The sequence below is a fragment of the Pacificitalea manganoxidans genome (genome assembly GCF_002504165.1).
Taxonomy (GTDB): domain Bacteria; phylum Pseudomonadota; class Alphaproteobacteria; order Rhodobacterales; family Rhodobacteraceae; genus Pacificitalea; species Pacificitalea manganoxidans.
This window is the reverse complement of the sequence record NZ_CP021404.1, coordinates 2,239,724-2,256,530: the sequence shown is the minus strand read 5'-3', so window position 1 is coordinate 2,256,530 and position 16,807 is coordinate 2,239,724. Positions and strand designations below refer to the sequence as shown.

At 64.7% G+C, this 16,807-nt stretch carries 16 protein-coding genes; 5 read left to right on the top strand and 11 right to left on the bottom strand.

Annotated features, from left to right (window positions below; genetic code table 11):
• Nucleotides 1-63: 63 nt before the first annotated feature.
• Nucleotides 64-1,188: a peptide chain release factor 2 gene (gene prfB, locus CBW24_RS10235; protein ID WP_088661724.1), complete on the top strand. Its 1,125-nt coding sequence runs from the start codon at nucleotides 64-66 to the stop codon at nucleotides 1,186-1,188.
• On the opposite strand, the gene CBW24_RS18385 is transcribed toward prfB, so the two are convergent.
• The 10 genes from CBW24_RS18385 to accB all read right to left on the bottom strand — a co-directional run bounded on the left by CBW24_RS18385 (nucleotide 1,189) and on the right by accB (nucleotide 11,407).
• Nucleotides 1,189-1,758 carry a hypothetical protein gene (locus CBW24_RS18385; RefSeq protein WP_157773198.1) on the bottom strand — a complete coding sequence of 190 codons (570 nt, stop codon included), beginning with the start codon at nucleotides 1,756-1,758 and terminating at the stop codon, nucleotides 1,189-1,191.
• Nucleotides 1,759-1,852: 94 nt separating this feature from the next.
• Nucleotides 1,853-2,953, bottom strand: a complete 1,101-nt coding sequence (locus CBW24_RS10225) for a sensor histidine kinase (RefSeq protein ID WP_157773196.1) — start codon at nucleotides 2,951-2,953, stop codon at nucleotides 1,853-1,855.
• Nucleotides 2,954-3,137: 184 nt separating this feature from the next.
• Entirely contained in the window at nucleotides 3,138-3,629 is a 492-nt protein-coding gene (locus CBW24_RS10220) for a bactofilin family protein (protein ID WP_088661727.1), read from the bottom strand.
• Complete coding sequence (locus tag CBW24_RS10215; RefSeq protein ID WP_198405171.1) at nucleotides 3,619-4,941, bottom strand: M23 family metallopeptidase; 1,323 nt, start codon at nucleotides 4,939-4,941, stop codon at nucleotides 3,619-3,621. Before CBW24_RS10215 ends, CBW24_RS10220 begins: the two co-directional genes overlap by 11 nt.
• Before the next feature lie 364 nt (nucleotides 4,942-5,305).
• Nucleotides 5,306-5,995, bottom strand: a complete 690-nt coding sequence (locus CBW24_RS10210) for a M48 family metalloprotease (protein WP_097374201.1) — start codon at nucleotides 5,993-5,995, stop codon at nucleotides 5,306-5,308.
• A gap of 214 nt (nucleotides 5,996-6,209) precedes the next feature.
• Nucleotides 6,210-7,115, bottom strand: a complete 906-nt coding sequence (locus CBW24_RS10205) for a lysophospholipid acyltransferase family protein (protein WP_097373524.1) — start codon at nucleotides 7,113-7,115, stop codon at nucleotides 6,210-6,212.
• Nucleotides 7,116-7,240: 125 nt separating this feature from the next.
• A complete protein-coding gene (gene tpiA, locus CBW24_RS10200; RefSeq protein ID WP_097373523.1) occupies nucleotides 7,241-7,990 on the bottom strand; it encodes a triose-phosphate isomerase in 750 nt (249 codons plus the stop codon).
• Between the two features lie 662 nt (nucleotides 7,991-8,652).
• Nucleotides 8,653-9,348 (bottom strand): invasion associated locus B family protein, encoded by a 696-nt coding sequence (locus CBW24_RS10195; RefSeq protein WP_097373522.1) that lies wholly within the window; start codon nucleotides 9,346-9,348, stop codon nucleotides 8,653-8,655.
• A 207-nt stretch (nucleotides 9,349-9,555) separates the two neighbouring features.
• Nucleotides 9,556-10,908, bottom strand: coding sequence for an acetyl-CoA carboxylase biotin carboxylase subunit (gene accC, locus CBW24_RS10190; RefSeq protein ID WP_088661731.1), 1,353 nt, complete (start codon nucleotides 10,906-10,908; stop codon nucleotides 9,556-9,558).
• 13 nt (nucleotides 10,909-10,921) lie between these two features.
• Entirely contained in the window at nucleotides 10,922-11,407 is a 486-nt protein-coding gene (gene accB / locus CBW24_RS10185; RefSeq protein WP_088661732.1) for an acetyl-CoA carboxylase biotin carboxyl carrier protein, read from the bottom strand.
• Nucleotides 11,408-11,742: 335 nt separating this feature from the next.
• Between accB and CBW24_RS10180 the strand changes: the two genes are divergently transcribed.
• The 4 genes from CBW24_RS10180 to CBW24_RS10165 all read left to right on the top strand — a co-directional run bounded on the left by CBW24_RS10180 (nucleotide 11,743) and on the right by CBW24_RS10165 (nucleotide 15,507).
• A complete protein-coding gene (locus tag CBW24_RS10180; RefSeq protein WP_097373521.1) occupies nucleotides 11,743-13,092 on the top strand; it encodes an NAD(P)-dependent oxidoreductase in 1,350 nt (449 codons plus the stop codon).
• A complete protein-coding gene (locus CBW24_RS10175; RefSeq protein WP_097373520.1) occupies nucleotides 13,089-13,622 on the top strand; it encodes a hypothetical protein in 534 nt (177 codons plus the stop codon). The genes CBW24_RS10180 and CBW24_RS10175 overlap by 4 nt, the downstream gene beginning before the upstream one ends.
• Nucleotides 13,623-13,706: 84 nt before the next feature.
• Nucleotides 13,707-15,011 (top strand): NAD-dependent dihydropyrimidine dehydrogenase subunit PreA, encoded by a 1,305-nt coding sequence (gene preA, locus CBW24_RS10170; protein ID WP_097373519.1) that lies wholly within the window; start codon nucleotides 13,707-13,709, stop codon nucleotides 15,009-15,011.
• A gap of 100 nt (nucleotides 15,012-15,111) precedes the next feature.
• On the top strand, nucleotides 15,112-15,507 hold the full coding sequence (locus CBW24_RS10165) for a GFA family protein (RefSeq protein WP_088661736.1): 396 nt from the start codon (nucleotides 15,112-15,114) through the stop codon (nucleotides 15,505-15,507).
• 93 nt (nucleotides 15,508-15,600) lie between these two features.
• On the opposite strand, the gene CBW24_RS10160 is transcribed toward CBW24_RS10165, so the two are convergent.
• Nucleotides 15,601-16,530 carry a class I fructose-bisphosphate aldolase gene (locus tag CBW24_RS10160; protein ID WP_088661737.1) on the bottom strand — a complete coding sequence of 310 codons (930 nt, stop codon included), beginning with the start codon at nucleotides 16,528-16,530 and terminating at the stop codon, nucleotides 15,601-15,603.
• Between the last annotated feature and the right edge of the window lie 277 nt (nucleotides 16,531-16,807).

Below are 16,807 nucleotides of genomic sequence, written 5' to 3'. Positions count from 1 at the left end.
CGCTTGCCCCGGAGGGCAGGGCGCGATACACCCCGGCCCTGACCCAGACGATAGGCAAGACCCATGCGCGCCGACGCCCAGAACACCGTTGAAGAGATCCGCAAATCGCTGAACCTGCTTGGCCAGCGACTGGATTGGGAAACCGCTCCGCACCGGCTGGAGGAATTCGACGCCCGTGTCGAAGATCCGAACCTGTGGAACGATCCCGACGCGGCGCAGAAGCTCATGCGCGACCGTCAATCTCTGGTCGACGCGATGGAGACCTATCGCGGCATCGAGCGCGAGATGAACGACAATGTCGAACTGATCGAACTGGGTGAGATGGAGGGCGACGCGGAGGTCGTGGCCGAGGCCGAGGCCGCGTTGAAGGCTTTGGCCGAACGCGCCGCCGCCAAGGAAATCGAAGCCCTGCTCGATGGAGAAGCCGACGCCAACGACACCTTCCTAGAGGTGAACGCCGGCGCGGGCGGCACCGAGTCCTGCGACTGGGCGTCGATGCTGGCGCGGATGTATGTCCGTTGGGCCGAAAAGAAGGGCTACAAGGTCGAGCTTCAGTCCGAAAGCGCGGGCGAAGAAGCAGGCATTAAATCCGCCACCTACAAGATCAGCGGGCACAACGCCTATGGCTGGCTGAAATCCGAAAGCGGCGTGCATCGTCTGGTCCGCATCAGCCCCTATGACAGCGCGGCGCGGCGGCACACGTCGTTCAGCTCGGTCTGGGTCTATCCGGTCGTCGACGACAATATCGAGATCGAGGTGAACCCCTCGGAAATCCGGCTCGACACCTACCGTTCCTCCGGCGCGGGCGGGCAGCACGTCAACACCACCGACTCCGCCGTGCGGATCACCCACATCCCCACCGGCATCGTCGTGACCTCGTCCGAGAAGTCCCAGCACCAGAACCGCGACATCGCCATGAAGGCCCTGAAATCGCGGCTCTACCAGATGGAGCTGGAGCGCCGCACCGCCAGCATTCAGGAAGCGCACGAAGCCAAGGGCGACGCAGGCTGGGGCAACCAGATCCGATCCTACGTCCTGCAACCCTACCAAATGGTAAAAGACCTGCGCACCGGGCACGAAACGTCCGACAGCCAAGGCGTGCTGGACGGCGACCTAGACCCGTTCATGGGCGCGGTTCTGGCCCTCGGCGTCGCAGGCAAAAGCCGCAGCGAAGCCAACGCGGAGTGACTAAATTATTGTCACCTCAAGCTTTAGATCAAAGAAATCGCTGATCTGCTCCAGGTGCTTTTTCTTTTGTTGAGTGTTGCTATGCGTTTTTACATAGAACGGGTCGAAGTAGACGTCCTGATAGGTCTCTGACTTCGATTTACTTACTATATTTTCGCTGTTGACGAGGATGCCTAAACTAGAAACCTTTTCGAATCCAATACGCTCGATCGTCAGTGCGAGGGTCTGAGCCGCGGTTTTCTCGGCCAAAGTAGTGCCGTCTGGGAAACGGACCATTAATCGTGTTTTTGCCGCTTTACTATGAGGTAGAATCGCTTGCGCAGTTCTTTTGAACGCTTCTGACTGTGCGATATCCGGCTCATTGGTTGGTTCAAACGAACCTTTCCATTCATCAGCAAGCAGTTCTACTCTTTTACAGAAATCGCGTAGCGCCTTTGCTCGCTCCGACAGAGAATCTGCAGTTTCGTAATCTGACTCTTTGAATGCATCTGCGCCTTCAGAATTGAGGTTATCGACGGCGGTCTCTAGTTCTATCTTCATTAGATCGAATGCGACGGAGACACTTTCCATAAGAAACACCTATTAATAGCGGCTGATGAAACAACTGTATTCAGTGCTCAGGGCAGGTGTCGAGCGCTCAAGCAGCTTGCTAGAAAAACGACTCTCACTCCACCAAACCAACCGTCAAATTCTGCGGGCCGCAGCGCATGGTGCAGTGGTAGCCTTCGGGCGCGTAGCTCTGCTCGAAGCTGCCTTGAAAGGCGTGCGGGAATGCCTTGCCCACGAGGAACGAGCCGAACCCCCGGCGCTCGGGCGCGGTGACGGCGGGGCCGTTGGTTTCGACCCATGAGAAGACAAACTCAGGCTCCCCACCGGCCTCCGGGGCGGGCGCGATTTTCCATGTGATCGTGACATGGCCTTCGGGCGCGGTGAGCGCGCCGTATTTCGATGCGTTCGTGCCCAGTTCATGCACCGCCATGGCAAGGGCGATTACCTGTTCGGGGCCGATGGTCAGCGGCGGACCGGAGACGGTGACGTGGCCGCTGCCCTGCCGGAACGGTGCCAATGCACCTGACACGACCGACTCGATTTCCGCGCCCATCGAATTCGAGCCTGCAAGGATCGCCTGCGCGTTGATCAGGCTGTTGAGCCGCTGAGAGATCGTCTCCTCCGCCTCCTGCAATGTGCGAGCGGTGCGGTGGGTCTGCTTGACCAGCGCGGAGACGAGCGAGAACGTGTTGCGCGACCGATGCACCAATTCGCGGATGCGCAATTCGGCGCTGCGCTCGGCCCGCACCTTGGCTGTGGTTTCAACGACGGTGTCGAGCATCCCCACGACAGCGCCGGTCTCATCGGTGATCGGGCTGTAGGCGAAGGTGAAAAACGCCTCCTCGTCATAGCCGTAGCGATTGATGACCAGCGGGAAGTCCTCGATATATGTGGCCTCCCCCTGCAAGGCCCGGTCCGCAATCGGCCCGATCGTCTCCCACGCCTCCGCCCAGATCTGCGAAAAGGGCTGGCCCATGCAGGGATGCTTGTCGCCGAGGATCGGGCGGAACCCATCATTGTAAAACGTCAGCAACTCCGGCCCCCAGCACAGCGCCTTGGGGAACTTGCTGCTCAGCAGCGTGCCAAGCGCGACGCGCAGCGCGGCTGGCCAATCGGACATGGGGCCCAGCGGTGTGCCGCTCCAGTCCTGCGTCGCGATCTCCCGTGACATCTCGTCATCGCCGATCAGGAAGGTGGTCTCGTCTGCAAGCATCATGGGTCCTGTCCGGTCCAGCATTCGTGCGGGGACATCTGGCACAGGCGCAGCAATGGGTTCAAATTCAAACCGGCTGACGCCTGTAAACTCCAGAACTAGAACGCAAGTTCTGGAGAAGGGTCAATAAAAAAGGCAACGCGCGATGCGTTGCCTTTCGATAACATTGCCGATTTCCGGTATCGGATCAGCCGTTGGCGCCGGTATCGGGGGCTGCCAGCTTCTTGGGCTGGGAATTTCCGTTGAGCGGATCTTCCTGACGCTGGACAGAGCCTTCGAAATGCGCGCCGCTTTCGATGGCGATGGTCTTGTGGATGATGTCGCCTTCGACACGGGCGGTCGAGGTCAGGCGCACCTTCAGGCCGCGTACGCGCCCCACGATACGGCCATTGACCACCACGTCATCGGCGACGACTTCGCCGCGCACGGTGGCGCCTTCGCCGACGGTCAGCAGATGGGCGCGAATGTCGCCTTCCACGGTGCCTTCGACATTGATGTCGCCGGAGGTTTTCAGATTGCCGGTGACGGTCAGGTCGGAGGACAGGGTCGACGCCGGCGGCTTGGCCTTCGGTGCGACAGGCTTGCTCTCCATCGGCGGTTTGGTCGCCCCGGTCATCGCGGTGCCCTCTGCCTCGGGCTTCGGTGCGCCGGGCTCGTTGATCCTGCTTTTAGAAAACATTCTTCGCTGCCTTGATGTAGCTCATCGGATTGACGGGATTGCCATTGACGCGCACCTCGTAGTGAAGGTGGGTGCCCGTCGAGCGTCCGGTGTTGCCCATATCACCGATCCGGTCCCCGCGCGATACCCTTTGCCCGACCTTCACACGAATTTTGGACATATGGGCGTAGCGCGTCTCGATTCCGAACTCGTGCTGGATCTTCACAAGGTTGCCGTAGCCCGACATCCGCCCGGCATGGATCACGACCCCGTCGCCGGTGGAATAGATGGGCGTGCCGTGGGCGCCCGCGAAATCGGTGCCCTCATGCATGCGGCCCCAGCGCGGACCATAGCCCGAAGTGTAGCGGAAGCTGTCCTTGATCGGGATGTCGAACGGGGCTTTGGTCGCCGCGATCCGGTAGAGGTTCATCTCGTCCAGACCTTCGAGGATCTTGTTGGCGCGCAGGCTGTCTGCGTCGGGTTCCATCCCCTTGGTCGAGAAGCTGATGGGCGTCAGCGGGCCACCTTGGCCGGAATAGCCGCGGCGCACGGTGTCGAGCAGCTGTTTCGGGGGCAGGCCCGCATCGCGGAACATCTTGTCGAGCGGCGCGATGGAGACGGACACGGCCTCTTCGAGCTGCGAGAAGATGCGATCATTCTTGTCGAGCAGCAGTTCCCGCTCAAAGGCGACGGCGTCGGCCTCTTCCTTCATGCGGGCGGCTTCCAGTTCCATCTCGTCGCGCTCGGCGGCGGTCAGTTCCAGAGCTTGCGTCAGGAAATCCACGGTGCTGGTGGCGTCGCCCAGCTTGCCCTCGCTGGTGCGGGTGGAGCCGGTTTCGGCCTCAAGGCTGTCGGCCAGCCGTTCGCCCTGTTCCAGCGCGGTGTCACGCTCCTGCATGGTGCGTTGCAGGGTGGTCTGGATCACGCCGATGCCGGTCTCCAGCTCCTTGCGGCGATCCTCGGAAGCCAGAAGCTCCGACTGCATCTGTGAAATCTGCGCCATCGCGGCGGTGAACCGGTCCTGCGCAGCGCGCGCCTCAGACGCGCGGGCATCGCGGGCGACGGAAATGTCGTTGAGCCGCTGCTCGTAAAGGGCACGTTCCCGATCCGCACGTTCGCGCACATTGCCGGCGCCGATGCTGTCCATCAGCAGGACAGCGGTGGCGATGATGCTCCAGCCAACGATCAGCGAGCTTCCGAAAAGGGCGATGGCCTGCGTGCCCGGACGCAACCGGATGAACCGGGTGGCGCTGTCGGATCGCAGGAAGAGCCGTTGTTCTGGAAGAAAGCGTTCGAGTGTCGCGTTGATGCGGTAGGTGATGCGCGTTCTCAAATGTCCGTTCCCGTTTCCCCGTCCCATGACATCTGGCTTCCCCGGCCAGTCGTCGGGTCATGGGTTACCGGGGGCGATGCAGAAGCGCAACATTTTTGCACTTTCTCTCGGGGTAAGCGGTGGGGAGCATACATTTTTGCGCGAGATTTCGCCGACCGTTGCCGCAGTTCTCGGCGGCTTTGGGCCTCGGCAACAGGATATGTCGCAAGACATGTCAGGAATCTGTGGATTGTTTCTCTGCAATCGAGCTTGATTATGCGCCGCCTGCGCGTGGGCGCCGCGCGGCAGTCTACCTATGCGGGGGGCCGGGCCGGGCGCGCAGGGGCGATTCCCCCACGGCAGCCGCGCCCTTGCCACCAGCCCCTCAGCCGATGCGCCAGCGCTGTTCCAGCGTTTCGATCGCGGCGATCCGGTCGGCGGTTTCGGGATGGGACATCAGCCATGCCGCCGGGCCGCTGCGCCCATTGCTGCCCGTCAGATGGGCCAGCTTGTCGAGCAGCGCCTTTTGCGGCGCCGTGCCGATGCCGGAGCGGTGGAGCAGGGCGGCGGCATAGGCGTCGGCCTCATATTCGTCCTCCCGGCTCAGCCGCGCGGCCAGCAGCGTGGTCAGCGCCCCCGCCGCCAATGCCCCGATCCCCGGCAAAATCCGGTTCAGCACGGTGGCCAAGGCTATGCGGATCGCATTCTGCCCGGAAAAATCGATCATCCGCTTGCGGGAATGGCCCAGTGCGACATGCCCCAACTCATGCGCGATGACGCTTGCGATCTCCGCCGCCGTGACCTGCCCGGCGCGGTAGCGATCATAAAATCCCCGCGTGATAAAGATCCGCCCATCCGACGCGGCGAGGCCGTTAACCGGTGCGATCTCGTAGATATGCACCCGGATGCGCGGCACATCGAGCGCGTCGGCCATCTTCTGCGTCAATGAGATCAGCGTCGCATCCGCCAGTTCGGTGGAATTGCGGTCCAGTTCCTTGGACGTGCGCCAGACCGAAAACCGATACATGGCGAGCCCGTAAAGGATCAGCAGCAGAAGGGGGAGAAACTTGATCAGCATGATGCGCGCATCATGCGTCCTGCGCGGGCCGGGCACAATGCGCGAAGGCGGCCCGGCGCGCGCGCCGCGTCCGCAACGGGGCAGCCCTGTCGTGCAAAATGCATGGCCCCCCAAAGCCCGGCCCCCCCCAAGCCCGGTCGCGCCAAAGCCCGACCGATCCATCACCGCAACGCGACCCCAGCGGACAGGCTCATCGGCCCGGCCGCCCGCGTCAGCCCCGCCGCGCTCCGACCTTCCAGCGGCGATGCACCCAGAACCATTGCTCGGGATCGGCGGTGATCCGGGCTTCCAGCGCATCGTTGAAGGCCTGCGTCATCTGCTCGGGATCGCCGTGCGGAATGGGCGCGTCGACCTCCACCCGGTAGTCCAGCCCGCCATCGATGCGGGTGGCCCATGCGGGCACCAAAGGCGCGTCGTATTTCACCGCCAGTTCGGCTGCGGAAATCGCGGTCATCGCAGGCAACCCCATAAAGCGCAGGCGGCGGCCTTTCTTGACGTGAAGATCGTTGAGCAGCATCGTCGCGCCGCCCCGAGACAGATGCCGCAACATGCCCTTCATGCCGCTCTTGCCCAGCGGGAACATCGGCGTGCCGACGGCTTCCATCGTGCGGACATAGTGGCTGTTGAAATAGGCGTTCGACATCGGACGGTAGAGCCCGCCCATCCCGTAGCCCCGCGCGTTCAGGCAGGCGCGGGCGGCTTCGTAATTGCCGAAATGCCCCGACACCACGATCACGGGCCTCCCGGCGGCGCGGGTCTGCTCGATCACCTCGAGTCCCGGTCCGCTACAGTCGAAATGCGCGGCCCGGCGGGTGAATTCGGGGTTCGAGTAATTCTCGATCAGCACTCGCCCGGCATTCTCCGACACCCGCTCCGCGATGGCGCGGCGCTCCGCCTCGGGCATGTCCGGCCAGACACGGGCAAGGTTGTCGCGCGACCGGCGCGTATAGCCTGCCAAGGGCGCGATCACCCGGCGCGAGATCTTGCCAAACAGCGGCACCCGGCGCTCATAGGGCAGCTTCAGCGCCCCGCCGATCAGCAACCGCAGCGTGCGATCCGTGGCCCAGTCGCTCCAGCTACCTGTGATCTCGTCATCGTCCGGGGCGGCAGAGGGCATGGGGCGGCTCATCATTGCAAGTGTCAGGCAGGGCAGGGCGGCGGCGGGCCCAAGGCGGCAGGCCCAAGGCGGGGCCGACACATATCCTGCCCCGCCCCGCCTTGCCAAGCCCGCGTGCCGGTCGCTCAGGCGGCTTCCAGCGCCGCGATGATGCCAGAGAAATCCGCAGCCTTCAGGCTGGCCCCGCCAACAAGCGCGCCGTCGACATTGGACACGGCAAAGATTTCGGCGGCATTGCCGGGCTTCACCGATCCTCCGTATAGCAGGCGGATCGTGTCGGCCTGCGCCGCGCCCAGCCGTTCGGTCAGCGCGGCCCGGATGGCGTCATGCACCTCCGCGATTTGGTCCAGCGTCGGCGTGCGCCCGGTGCCAATCGCCCAGACCGGCTCATAGGCGACAACCAACTGCGCGCCCGTCACCCCATCGGGGATGGACCCGGCAAGCTGGGTGCGGATCACGTCGAGCGTGTCGCCCGCGTCGCGCTGCGCTTCCGTCTCGCCCACGCAGATCACCACGATCAGGTCATGGGCCAGCGCCGTTTCGGCCTTGGCCCGGATGCAGGCATCGGTTTCGCCGTGATCGGCGCGCCGCTCGGAATGGCCGAGGATGACATGGCGCGCGCCCGCATCCCGCAGCATCTCCGCCGACACATCGCCCGTATGCGCGCCCGACACCGCCGCGTGGCAATCCTGCCCGCCCACCGCGATCTGCGCCGTGCCGACCCGCCGCGCCATCCGCTCGATCAGCGTGGCGGGCGGGCAGAGCAGCAGATCGACCTTCGGATCGGGATGACTGGCGATCAGGCTGTCGACCTCGGCCAACTGCGCCTCCGTGCCGTTCATCTTCCAGTTGCCAGCGGCGAGTTTCTTGCGCATGCGATATGGTCCTCGGTCAGGTGGGTCTGGCGTGAGACAACAGGAGCACGCCGCGGGACGCAAGGGCTTGGGGCAGGAACGGAGGACGGAGCGGGCAGGCCGATGGCCCCACGCCGCCGCTCTCGAACAAGGCCGTAGAATACCCCGACGAACTCAGCACACCCGCCCGCGAACAAGCGAAGCGCGCGGGCGAGCGCCTGCCCGTCCCGGCGGGCTGGCGCTTGGCCAACCCTCGCTAACCTCTATGCGGGGAGGGACTTGGCACCATAAAGCACGCCGCTCACCCGCAGCAGCGCCACCCCACGGGCAGGCTCACGGTGCGCTTACACGACAGGACGCTGGTGCGCCGCGTATCCAAACCACTCGCGCCGTGCGTTTCTACCGACCCGCGACCGATGAACATTACGCACCCGCCCGCGAACAAGGCCAAAGGCCGCGCGGGCGAGCGCCTGCCCGTCCCCGCGGGCTGGCGCTTTGTCACCTCACGCTGACCTCAAAGCGGGGAGGTATGTGGCACCATAAAGCACACCCGCCCAACCGCAGCAGCGCCACCCCACGGGCAGGCTCCCGTCGCGCACCCCCGCCTCCTCACCCCCCGCCCGCAAAACGCGAAAGGGCGGACCCATCGGCCCGCCCTCTGCAACTCTGATCTGTCGCAGGGGTTACTGCGCGGCCTGACGCGCTTCGGCGTTCGAGGCGGCCATCGCGCTGTAACCGGCGGTGAAGCCCGAAAGTGACACGGCGAGGTCCACGGTCTGATCCGGCGCGCCAGCGGGCACGATGGTGATCTGCGCGGCAGCCCCACGGCGGAACGCGTTCACGTCCTCCTCGGTAAAGCCCACGCGCGCAAAGCAGCCGATCCGGGTGCAGAGCGTGAACGGGTAGCGCTTGCCCTGGCTGCCATCGACCGACAGACGGATCTGCTGGGTCAGCAGCGTTTCGAGCGGTGTGATAATGGTCGCCCCGGCCACGGCCTGCTGGCCGGAGGGCAGATCGAAAATGCTCATCTCAGCAACCGAATTGCCGTTGCCGTCCTTGAGCAGCTGATAGAGCTGGCAGGGATCGTTGCCCGCTTCGGTGCGCACGCAGCGGATTTCCCAGTCGCCGGAGACTTCCTTGATGTAGGTGTCGCCAACGCCATTGCCGGTTTCCGCGGGGCTGCCCATGTCGAGCCCGTTGGTGTCGGCGCCATCGACGGTGCCGCTGGTCTGCCCCTCGGCGGGGGCGTCGGCCTGCGGCTCTGCGGCGGGCGTGCCTTCGGCGGCGGGCGCGGCGGGGGTGGTGTCCTGCGCGGCGAGCGGCTGTGCCAGGCCCAGCATCAGCACTGTCAGGGCGAGGGTCTTGCGGGGTGTCTGCATTGTCCTCAGTCTCTTCCGTTTCCTGTCAAAAGGCTGGGGGCGATGTAGCACGCACCCGCAGGGCTGTCAGGTGCCGATTTCGCGACCCGACCCCCCGCGTGGGCGCGACGCCGCGACAGGCCGATGCCATGCGGGGCGGCCCCATACGAAACAGGCGGCACCCCGCCTGGGGCACCGCCTGTGATCGGTCAGCGTGGGACGCAGGCCTCAGCCCTTGCCAAAGCCTTTCTCCAGCCAGTGTTCCAGCCAGTGAATGTCGTAATTCCCGGTCTGGATGTCAGGCTCCTGCAACAGCGCGTCGAACAGCGGAACGGTGGTGTCGATGCCGTCGACCACCAACTCCCCCAGCGCGCGCCGCAGCCGGGCCAAGGCCTCGGGACGGTCGCGCCCATGCACGATGAGCTTGCCGATCAGGCTGTCGTAATAGGGCGGAATCGAATAGCCGCCATAGAGCGCACTATCCATCCGAACGCCCAGACCGCCCGGCGCGTGGAAGGTCTGCACCCGCCCCGGACAGGGCGAGAAATTCGGCAGCTTCTCGGCGTTGATGCGCACCTCGATGGCGTGGCCGTTGACCTGCAAATCGTCCTGAGAGAACGACAGCGATTCCCCTTGCGCGATGCGGATCTGCTCGCGGACCAGATCGACCCCGAACACCGCTTCCGTCACCGGATGTTCCACCTGCAAACGGGTGTTCATCTCGATGAAATAGAACTCGCCGTTTTCATACAGGAACTCGATCGTGCCCGCCCCGGAATAGCCGATGCGCGCAACGGCGTCGGCACAGGTGGCGCCAATGCGGGCGCGAGTTTCGGCGTCGATCGCGGGGCCGGGGGCCTCCTCGAACACCTTCTGGTGGCGCCGCTGCAACGAACAGTCGCGCTCGCCCAGATGAACGGCGTTGCCCTTGCCGTCACCAAAGACCTGAATCTCGATGTGCCGCGGCTTGCCGAGGTATTTTTCGATATACACCTCGTCATTGCCGAACGCGGCCTTGCTCTCGGACCGGGCGGTGCGGAACGCGGTGTCGAGATCGGCTGCCGTGCGCGCCAGCTTCATGCCGCGACCGCCGCCACCGGCGGTGGCCTTGATGATGACCGGATAGCCGATCTCCTCGGCGACCACGCGCGCGGTGTCCAGATCCGGCACACCCCCTTCGGATCCGGGCACGCAGGGCACGCCCAGCGCCCGCATGGTTTCCTTGGCGGTGATCTTGTCGCCCATCATGCGGATATGCTCCGCCGACGGCCCGATAAAGGTCAGGGCGTGATCCTCGACGATCTGCACGAAATTCGCGTTCTCGGACAGAAAGCCATAGCCGGGATGGATCGCGCCCGCGCCGGTGATCTCGCAGGCGGAAATGATGGCCGGAACGGACAGGTAGCTTTCGGTGCCCGACGGCGGTCCGATACAGACGCTTTCGTCGGCCATCCGCACATGCATCGCATCGGCATCGGCGGTGGAATGCACCGCGACGGACGCGATGCCCATCTCGCGACAGGCGCGGATCACACGCAGGGCGATTTCACCCCGGTTGGCGATGAGGATCTTGTCGAACATGGGGCCTCGCGCCTTATTCAAGGATCATCAACGGCGAGCCGAACTCGACCGGTGCGCCATCCTCCACGAGGATGCGCTTCACCTTGCCCGAGCGGGGGGCGGGGATCTGGTTCATCGTCTTCATCGCCTCGACGATCAGCAGCGTCTGACCTTCGGTAACGGTGTCGCCCACCGACACGAAGGACGGCGTGCCCGGCTCGGGCTGAAGATAGACGGTGCCCACCATCGGCGAGGGCACGGCACCCGGATGATCGGCGGGATCGCCTGCACCTTCGGCTGCCGGCGCGGCGGCGGGGGCCGGTGCGGCAGCAGGTGCCGGTGCGGCGGCGGGGGCTGCGATGGTCGCGGCCTGCTGCACATGCATCTGGCGCGAGACGCGCACATTCAGGCTGTCGTCTTCGCCGTAGTCGCGTTTGACCTGAAGTTCGGTCAGGTCATTGGCCCGCAGCAGCTCCGCCAGCGCCTGGATGAAGGCCACGTCTTCGTCATGTTTGGTCATCTGATATCTCCGACCCTCTGCACCCCGGTCTCATGGCGCGGTTTCCTGTCTGATGCAGGTGCGCGCGCTCGCCGGGCCTCTGCTCTCGTGTGGCGCAGCTTATACGCGTCATGGGCTTAAAGGAAAAGCGGTCAAACTTATCGATATTTTGGTGTTTTGATCCATTTTAGCGACAGTTTACAGGTGGTTGCGCGCGGCTTTGCTGATAATTCAGGCAATCCGCCGGGCCGTTCGCCGCAATGCCCCCTCACAGTCCTGGCAGGAAATTTACCATTTGATAAAAAATTTGACCCGTGCCAGCGTGATTGACGTCACAGTCAAGCGGGAGACAGCCGATGTCCAACAGCCAGACGACACCCGGGATCGTGCCTGCGCGGCTGCCCTCGGACGCCTATGCCAGCAACTTCGGCGATCTGCATCCGCCGCTCGACGCCCATGAGGCGATGGTCGCCGCTGATCGCTGTTATTTTTGCTATGACGCGCCCTGCGCCACGGCCTGTCCCACCACGATCGACATCCCCCTTTTCATTCGTCAGATACAGGCGGGTCATCCCGGCGACGCGGCCAAGACCATTTTCGACGTCAACATTCTGGGTGGTATGTGCGCGCGGGTCTGCCCGACCGAGCAGCTGTGCGAGGAGGTCTGCGTGCGCGAGGTGGCCGAAGGCAAACCGGTCGAGATCGGACGCCTGCAACGCTACGCCACCGACAGCCTGATGGCGCGCGGCATCCATCCCTTCACCCGCGCCGAGCCGACCGGCCACCATGTCGCGGTCGTCGGGGCCGGGCCTGCCGGACTTTCCTGCGCGCATCGGCTGGCGATGAAGGGCCATGACGTCACCCTCTATGACGCGCGCCCCCGGCCCGGCGGGCTGAACGAATACGGCATCGCGGCCTATAAGACCGTCGACGGATTCGCGGAGGCCGAGGTGAACTGGCTGCTGCAAATCGGCGGCATCACCCTGGAAACCGGAATGAAGCTGGGCGAGGCGCTAAGCCTCGATGCGCTGCGCACCGAATATGACGCTGTGTTTCTGGGGGTCGGTCTGGCCGGGGTCAACGCCCTGCGCGCCGAGGGCGAAGATCAGCCGGGCGTGCGCGATGCGGTCGATTTCATCGGCGAGCTGCGCCAAACGCCGGATCTGTCCCATATCGCCATTGGCCGCGACGTGGTCGTGATCGGCGGCGGCATGACGGCGGTGGATGCGGCGGTGCAATCGCGGCTTCTGGGCGCGGAAAACGTCACGCTGGTCTATCGCCGGGGCCGCGACCGCATGGGCGCGTCGACCTATGAACAGGATCTTGCGGCGTCCAAGGGCGTGCGCATCCTCACCAACGCCGCGCCTGTGCGCATCCATGCCGACGGCGGCGCGGTGCAGGGGGTGGAACTGGCCTTTATGACCGACGGGGCCGACGGGCTGGTGCCCACGGGCGAAAGCCTCACCCTGAAGGCCGATCAGGTGTTCAAGGCCATCGGCCAGCGGCTGGATGGCGCGCCGGTGGATCTGTCGCTCGCCGGGTCCAAGATTGCCGTGCATGGGGCGGGGCGCACCTCTGTTCAAGACGTGTGGGCAGGCGGGGACTGTGCTACCGGCGGGGATGACCTCACCGTGACTGCCGTGGCCCAAGGCCGCGATGCGGCTGAGGATATCCACCAGACCTTAATGGATCGGACCCCCTTATGAGCCCCGCACGCAAGCCCACGAAGACCGCCGCCCCCTCCGCCAAGGAAGCCGCCGCGCGCAGTGCCTCCGCCTTGGCACGCATTCCGGATATGGACGATGCCGACGGGCTGCGCGCCCTGCTGCGCAACGCCGAACGGCTCGATGCCGACGATGTGCGCGAAGCGGCTTTCCGCCGCTTGGCCTTTGTGCAGACGGATGTGGAGGCCGAGCCCGGCAGCCTTGCCCATGATTTCTGGCAGACCATCCACGCGTTCGAGCAACTGATGCGCGAAGAGAAGGGCAAAGCCGTGCGCCTGACCCGTGTCCGCCAGAAGATCACTCGCGTAGGCGAGGTTAAGACCTTGGCCGATTTCGCCACCGCCACCGCCGAAAACCCGGCCTTCGCCGAACTGATCGCGCGTGGCATGTCGGATCTGACGGGGGAGGCCGTGATCCTGCGCCACCCCGATGAATTCACCGAAGACACCCGCGCCGGTGCGACGGCCCGCCTGACCGAAGCGGGCGCAGACCCCACGGCCTTTGCCGCCTGACAGGGCAGGTGCACGGGGCCTTTCTTATAGCCGCCGCCCGCCACAGACAGGCTTGGGTCCGGCACGCCAAAGGAGACCAGAACAATGGCTGATCTGAGAAGCGAATTCGTCGGCATCAAAAGTCCAAACCCGTTCTGGCTGGCCTCGGCACCGCCCACCGACAAGGAATACAATATCCGCCGCGCGTTCGAAGCGGGCTGGGGCGGGGTCGTCTGGAAAACGCTGGGCTCCGAAGGGCCGCCCGTCGTCAACGTGAACGGCCCCCGCTACGGCGCGATCTGGGGCGCGGACCGGCGGCTTCTGGGACTGAACAATATCGAGTTGATAACCGACCGCCCGTTGCAGCAAAACCTGCGTGAAATCAAGGCGGTAAAGCGCGACTACCCCGACCGCGCCGTGCTCGTCTCGCTCATGGTCCCCTGCGAGGAAGAGGCGTGGAAAGCGATCCTGCCGCTGGTCGAGGAAACCGGCGCCGACGGGGTGGAGCTGAACTTCGGCTGTCCGCATGGCATGGCCGAGCGGGGCATGGGCTCCGCTGTGGGGCAGGTGCCCGAATATATCGAAATGGTCACCCGCTGGTGTAAGCAGACAACCCGGATGCCCGTGATCGTAAAGTTGACGCCCAACATCACCGACATCCTCAAACCCGCCGAGGCCGCCCAGCGTGGCGGGGCCGACGCGGTGAGCCTCATCAACACGATCAACTCCATCACCTCGGTCGATCTGGACCGGATGTGCCCCGAGCCGCGCATCGGCGACAAGGGCAGCCACGGCGGCTATTGCGGCCCGGCGGTCAAACCCATCGCGCTGCACATGGTGGCCGAAATCGCCCGCAACGCGGGCACCGCCACCCTGCCGATTTCCGGCATTGGCGGGATCACCACATGGCGCGACGCGGCGGAGTTCCTGTCGCTTGGCGCGGGCAACCTACAGGTCTGCACCGCCGCCATGACCTATGGTTTCCGCGTGGTGCAGGAAATGACCGCGGGCCTGTCCAGCTGGATGGACGAGAAGGGCTATGCATCGGTCGCCGAGGTATCGGGCCGCGCGGTGCCCAATGTCACCGACTGGCAATATCTGAACCTCAACTACACGGCCAAGGCCCGCATCGATCAGGATCTCTGCATTCAGTGCGGCCGCTGCTTTGCCGCCTGCGAAGACACCAGCCACCAAGCCATCGCCATGCATCCGGGCCGGGTGTTCGAGGTCAAGGACGACGAATGCGTCGCCTGCAACCTGTGCGTCAATGTCTGCCCGGTCGAAGACTGCATCACCATGACCGAACTGCCCGCGGGCACCACAGACCCCCGCACCGGCAAAACCGTCCCGGCGGAGTATGCCAACTGGACGCAGCACCCCAACAACCCCGCGGTCGGCGCGGCGGAGTGAGCGCCGTGCACCGGTGTCGGGGGAGGCCGCTTTAGGCGGTCTTGTCAGCGCGGGGAACGCAGGTTACCCATGGGTAAGTTCGTCAGAAAGGACATTACCCATGGGTAAGTTGCCCCCGATCACCGGTTCCTGTCTCTGCGGCGCGGTGCGGATCGCGGTGGACGGGCCGCTGGCGCAGCCCGATGCCTGCCATTGCACCGAGTGCCGCAAACATACCGGACATCACGGCGTATTCGTCGATGTGCCGCAAGCGCAGCTTACCGTCACGGGCGAGGATGCCGTGCGCTGGTATCGCTCCTCCGAAAAGGTGCGCCGCGGGTTTTGCGGCACATGCGGCGCGACGTTGTTCTGGGATCCTGTGGAACGCGACTGGACATCCGTTGCGATGGGGCTCTTCGATGACGCCACCGGCACGACGCTGGAGATGCATATCTTCGTGGCCGAGAAGGGCGATTATTACAGCCTTTCGGACGGGCTGCCGCAGAACCAGCACTGAGACGGGCACAGGCACGGGTATCGGCATCGGCACGGGACCGAGCGGGCCGCGTATGCCCCCGCCCGCCTGATGGCGCGGGCAGGGGCGAAGGGTTTATTCCTTGCCCTTGTAGATGTTGATCAGCTTTTGCAGCATGTCGAGCGCGTCCTCGCGGGAGCGCTGGAAGCTGTTGCGCCCGATGATCGAGCCGTTGCCGCCGCCATCGCGAATGGCGCGGGCGTCGTCATAGACGCTGTCCGTGCCCTTCTTGGCCCCGCCCGAGAACACGACCAGTCGGCGGCCCGCAAACGACGCATCGACGCAATGTTTCACCCGTTCGGCCTGTTCGGCGATGGCGATGTTCTGCTCCTCGTAGACCTTCTTGGCCTCGGGCAGCATCAGGTGATCGGTCGACAGTTTGATCTTGATGATATGCGCGCCAAGCAGGGCGGCGATATGGGCCGCATAGGCCGCCACGTCGATGGCGGTTTCGCCGTCCTTGGTGATCGCCTCGCCGCGCGGATAGGACCAGATCACCGTGGCGATGCCCTTGGCCGCGGCTTCCTTGCGCATCTCGACGATCTCCTCGAACATGTCGAGCGCGCAGTCGGAGCCGGGATAGATGGTAAAGCCGATGGCCGAAGCCCCGATGCGCAGCGCGTCATCGACCGATGCCGTGATCGCCTGGTTCTTGCCCGCCGTGCCGGACATCAGCGAATTGGCGGAATTCACCTTCAGGATCGTGGGGATCGCGCCCGCAAACGTGTCGGCCCCTGCCTCCAGCGGCCCAAGCGGCGCGGCATAGGCGCTGAGCCCCGCGTCGATCGCCAGCTGGTAGTGGTAATGCGGGTCGTAGCCGGCGGGATTGGGCGCAAAGCTGCGCGCGGGCCCATGCTCGAACCCCTGATCGACGGGGAGGATGATCATCTTGCCGGTGCCGCTCAGCTTGCCCTGCATGAGCATGCCGTGAAGCTTCGCCTTCACGCCCGGGGTCTCACCCTCGTAATTGGCGAGGATACGCTGGACGGTGCGGGTGGCTTTCATGATCGGGTCCTTCTCAAGTTGCGTCGAGTTGGGTTTAGAGCGCCAGCGCGGCGGTGCAACACTGGTGGCGCTAACGCAGGGGAAATAGTTTCAAGCCGTGGTTTGGACGGGGTTTTTCGGCGGTGCATTGCCTGCGCGCGGGCAGGCCATCCGCAGGGGTGCCGCCCGGCGCGCGCGGTTCGTAAACGAGCGCTTGACGGGGCGTGCGGTGCCTCCTGCCTTGGACGCCCCAGCGGCGCGCCCCGCCCGCGAACAAGGCCAAAGGCCGCGCGGGCGA

Excerpts from the sequence above, each read along its gene's own strand:
- CBW24_RS10195 (WP_097373522.1), bottom strand. The coding sequence starts at position 9,348 with ATGCAGACACCCCGCAAGACCCTCGCCCTGACAGTGCTGATGCTGGGC.
- CBW24_RS10175 (WP_097373520.1), top strand. The coding sequence starts at position 13,089 with ATGAGCCCCGCACGCAAGCCCACGAAGACCGCCGCCCCCTCCGCCAAG.
- tpiA (WP_097373523.1), bottom strand. The coding sequence starts at position 7,990 with ATGCGCAAGAAACTCGCCGCTGGCAACTGGAAGATGAACGGCACGGAG.
- CBW24_RS10180 (WP_097373521.1), top strand. The coding sequence starts at position 11,743 with ATGTCCAACAGCCAGACGACACCCGGGATCGTGCCTGCGCGGCTGCCC.
- accC (WP_088661731.1), bottom strand. The coding sequence starts at position 10,908 with ATGTTCGACAAGATCCTCATCGCCAACCGGGGTGAAATCGCCCTGCGT.
- accB (WP_088661732.1), bottom strand. The coding sequence starts at position 11,407 with ATGACCAAACATGACGAAGACGTGGCCTTCATCCAGGCGCTGGCGGAG.
- CBW24_RS10165 (WP_088661736.1), top strand. The coding sequence starts at position 15,112 with ATGGGTAAGTTGCCCCCGATCACCGGTTCCTGTCTCTGCGGCGCGGTG.
- prfB (WP_088661724.1), top strand. The coding sequence starts at position 64 with ATGCGCGCCGACGCCCAGAACACCGTTGAAGAGATCCGCAAATCGCTG.
- CBW24_RS10160 (WP_088661737.1), bottom strand. The coding sequence starts at position 16,530 with ATGAAAGCCACCCGCACCGTCCAGCGTATCCTCGCCAATTACGAGGGT.
- CBW24_RS10225 (WP_157773196.1), bottom strand. The coding sequence starts at position 2,953 with ATGATGCTTGCAGACGAGACCACCTTCCTGATCGGCGATGACGAGATG.
- CBW24_RS10205 (WP_097373524.1), bottom strand. The coding sequence starts at position 7,115 with ATGCCCTCTGCCGCCCCGGACGATGACGAGATCACAGGTAGCTGGAGC.
- preA (WP_097373519.1), top strand. The coding sequence starts at position 13,707 with ATGGCTGATCTGAGAAGCGAATTCGTCGGCATCAAAAGTCCAAACCCG.
- CBW24_RS18385 (WP_157773198.1), bottom strand. The coding sequence starts at position 1,758 with ATGGAAAGTGTCTCCGTCGCATTCGATCTAATGAAGATAGAACTAGAG.
- CBW24_RS10220 (WP_088661727.1), bottom strand. The coding sequence starts at position 3,629 with ATGTTTTCTAAAAGCAGGATCAACGAGCCCGGCGCACCGAAGCCCGAG.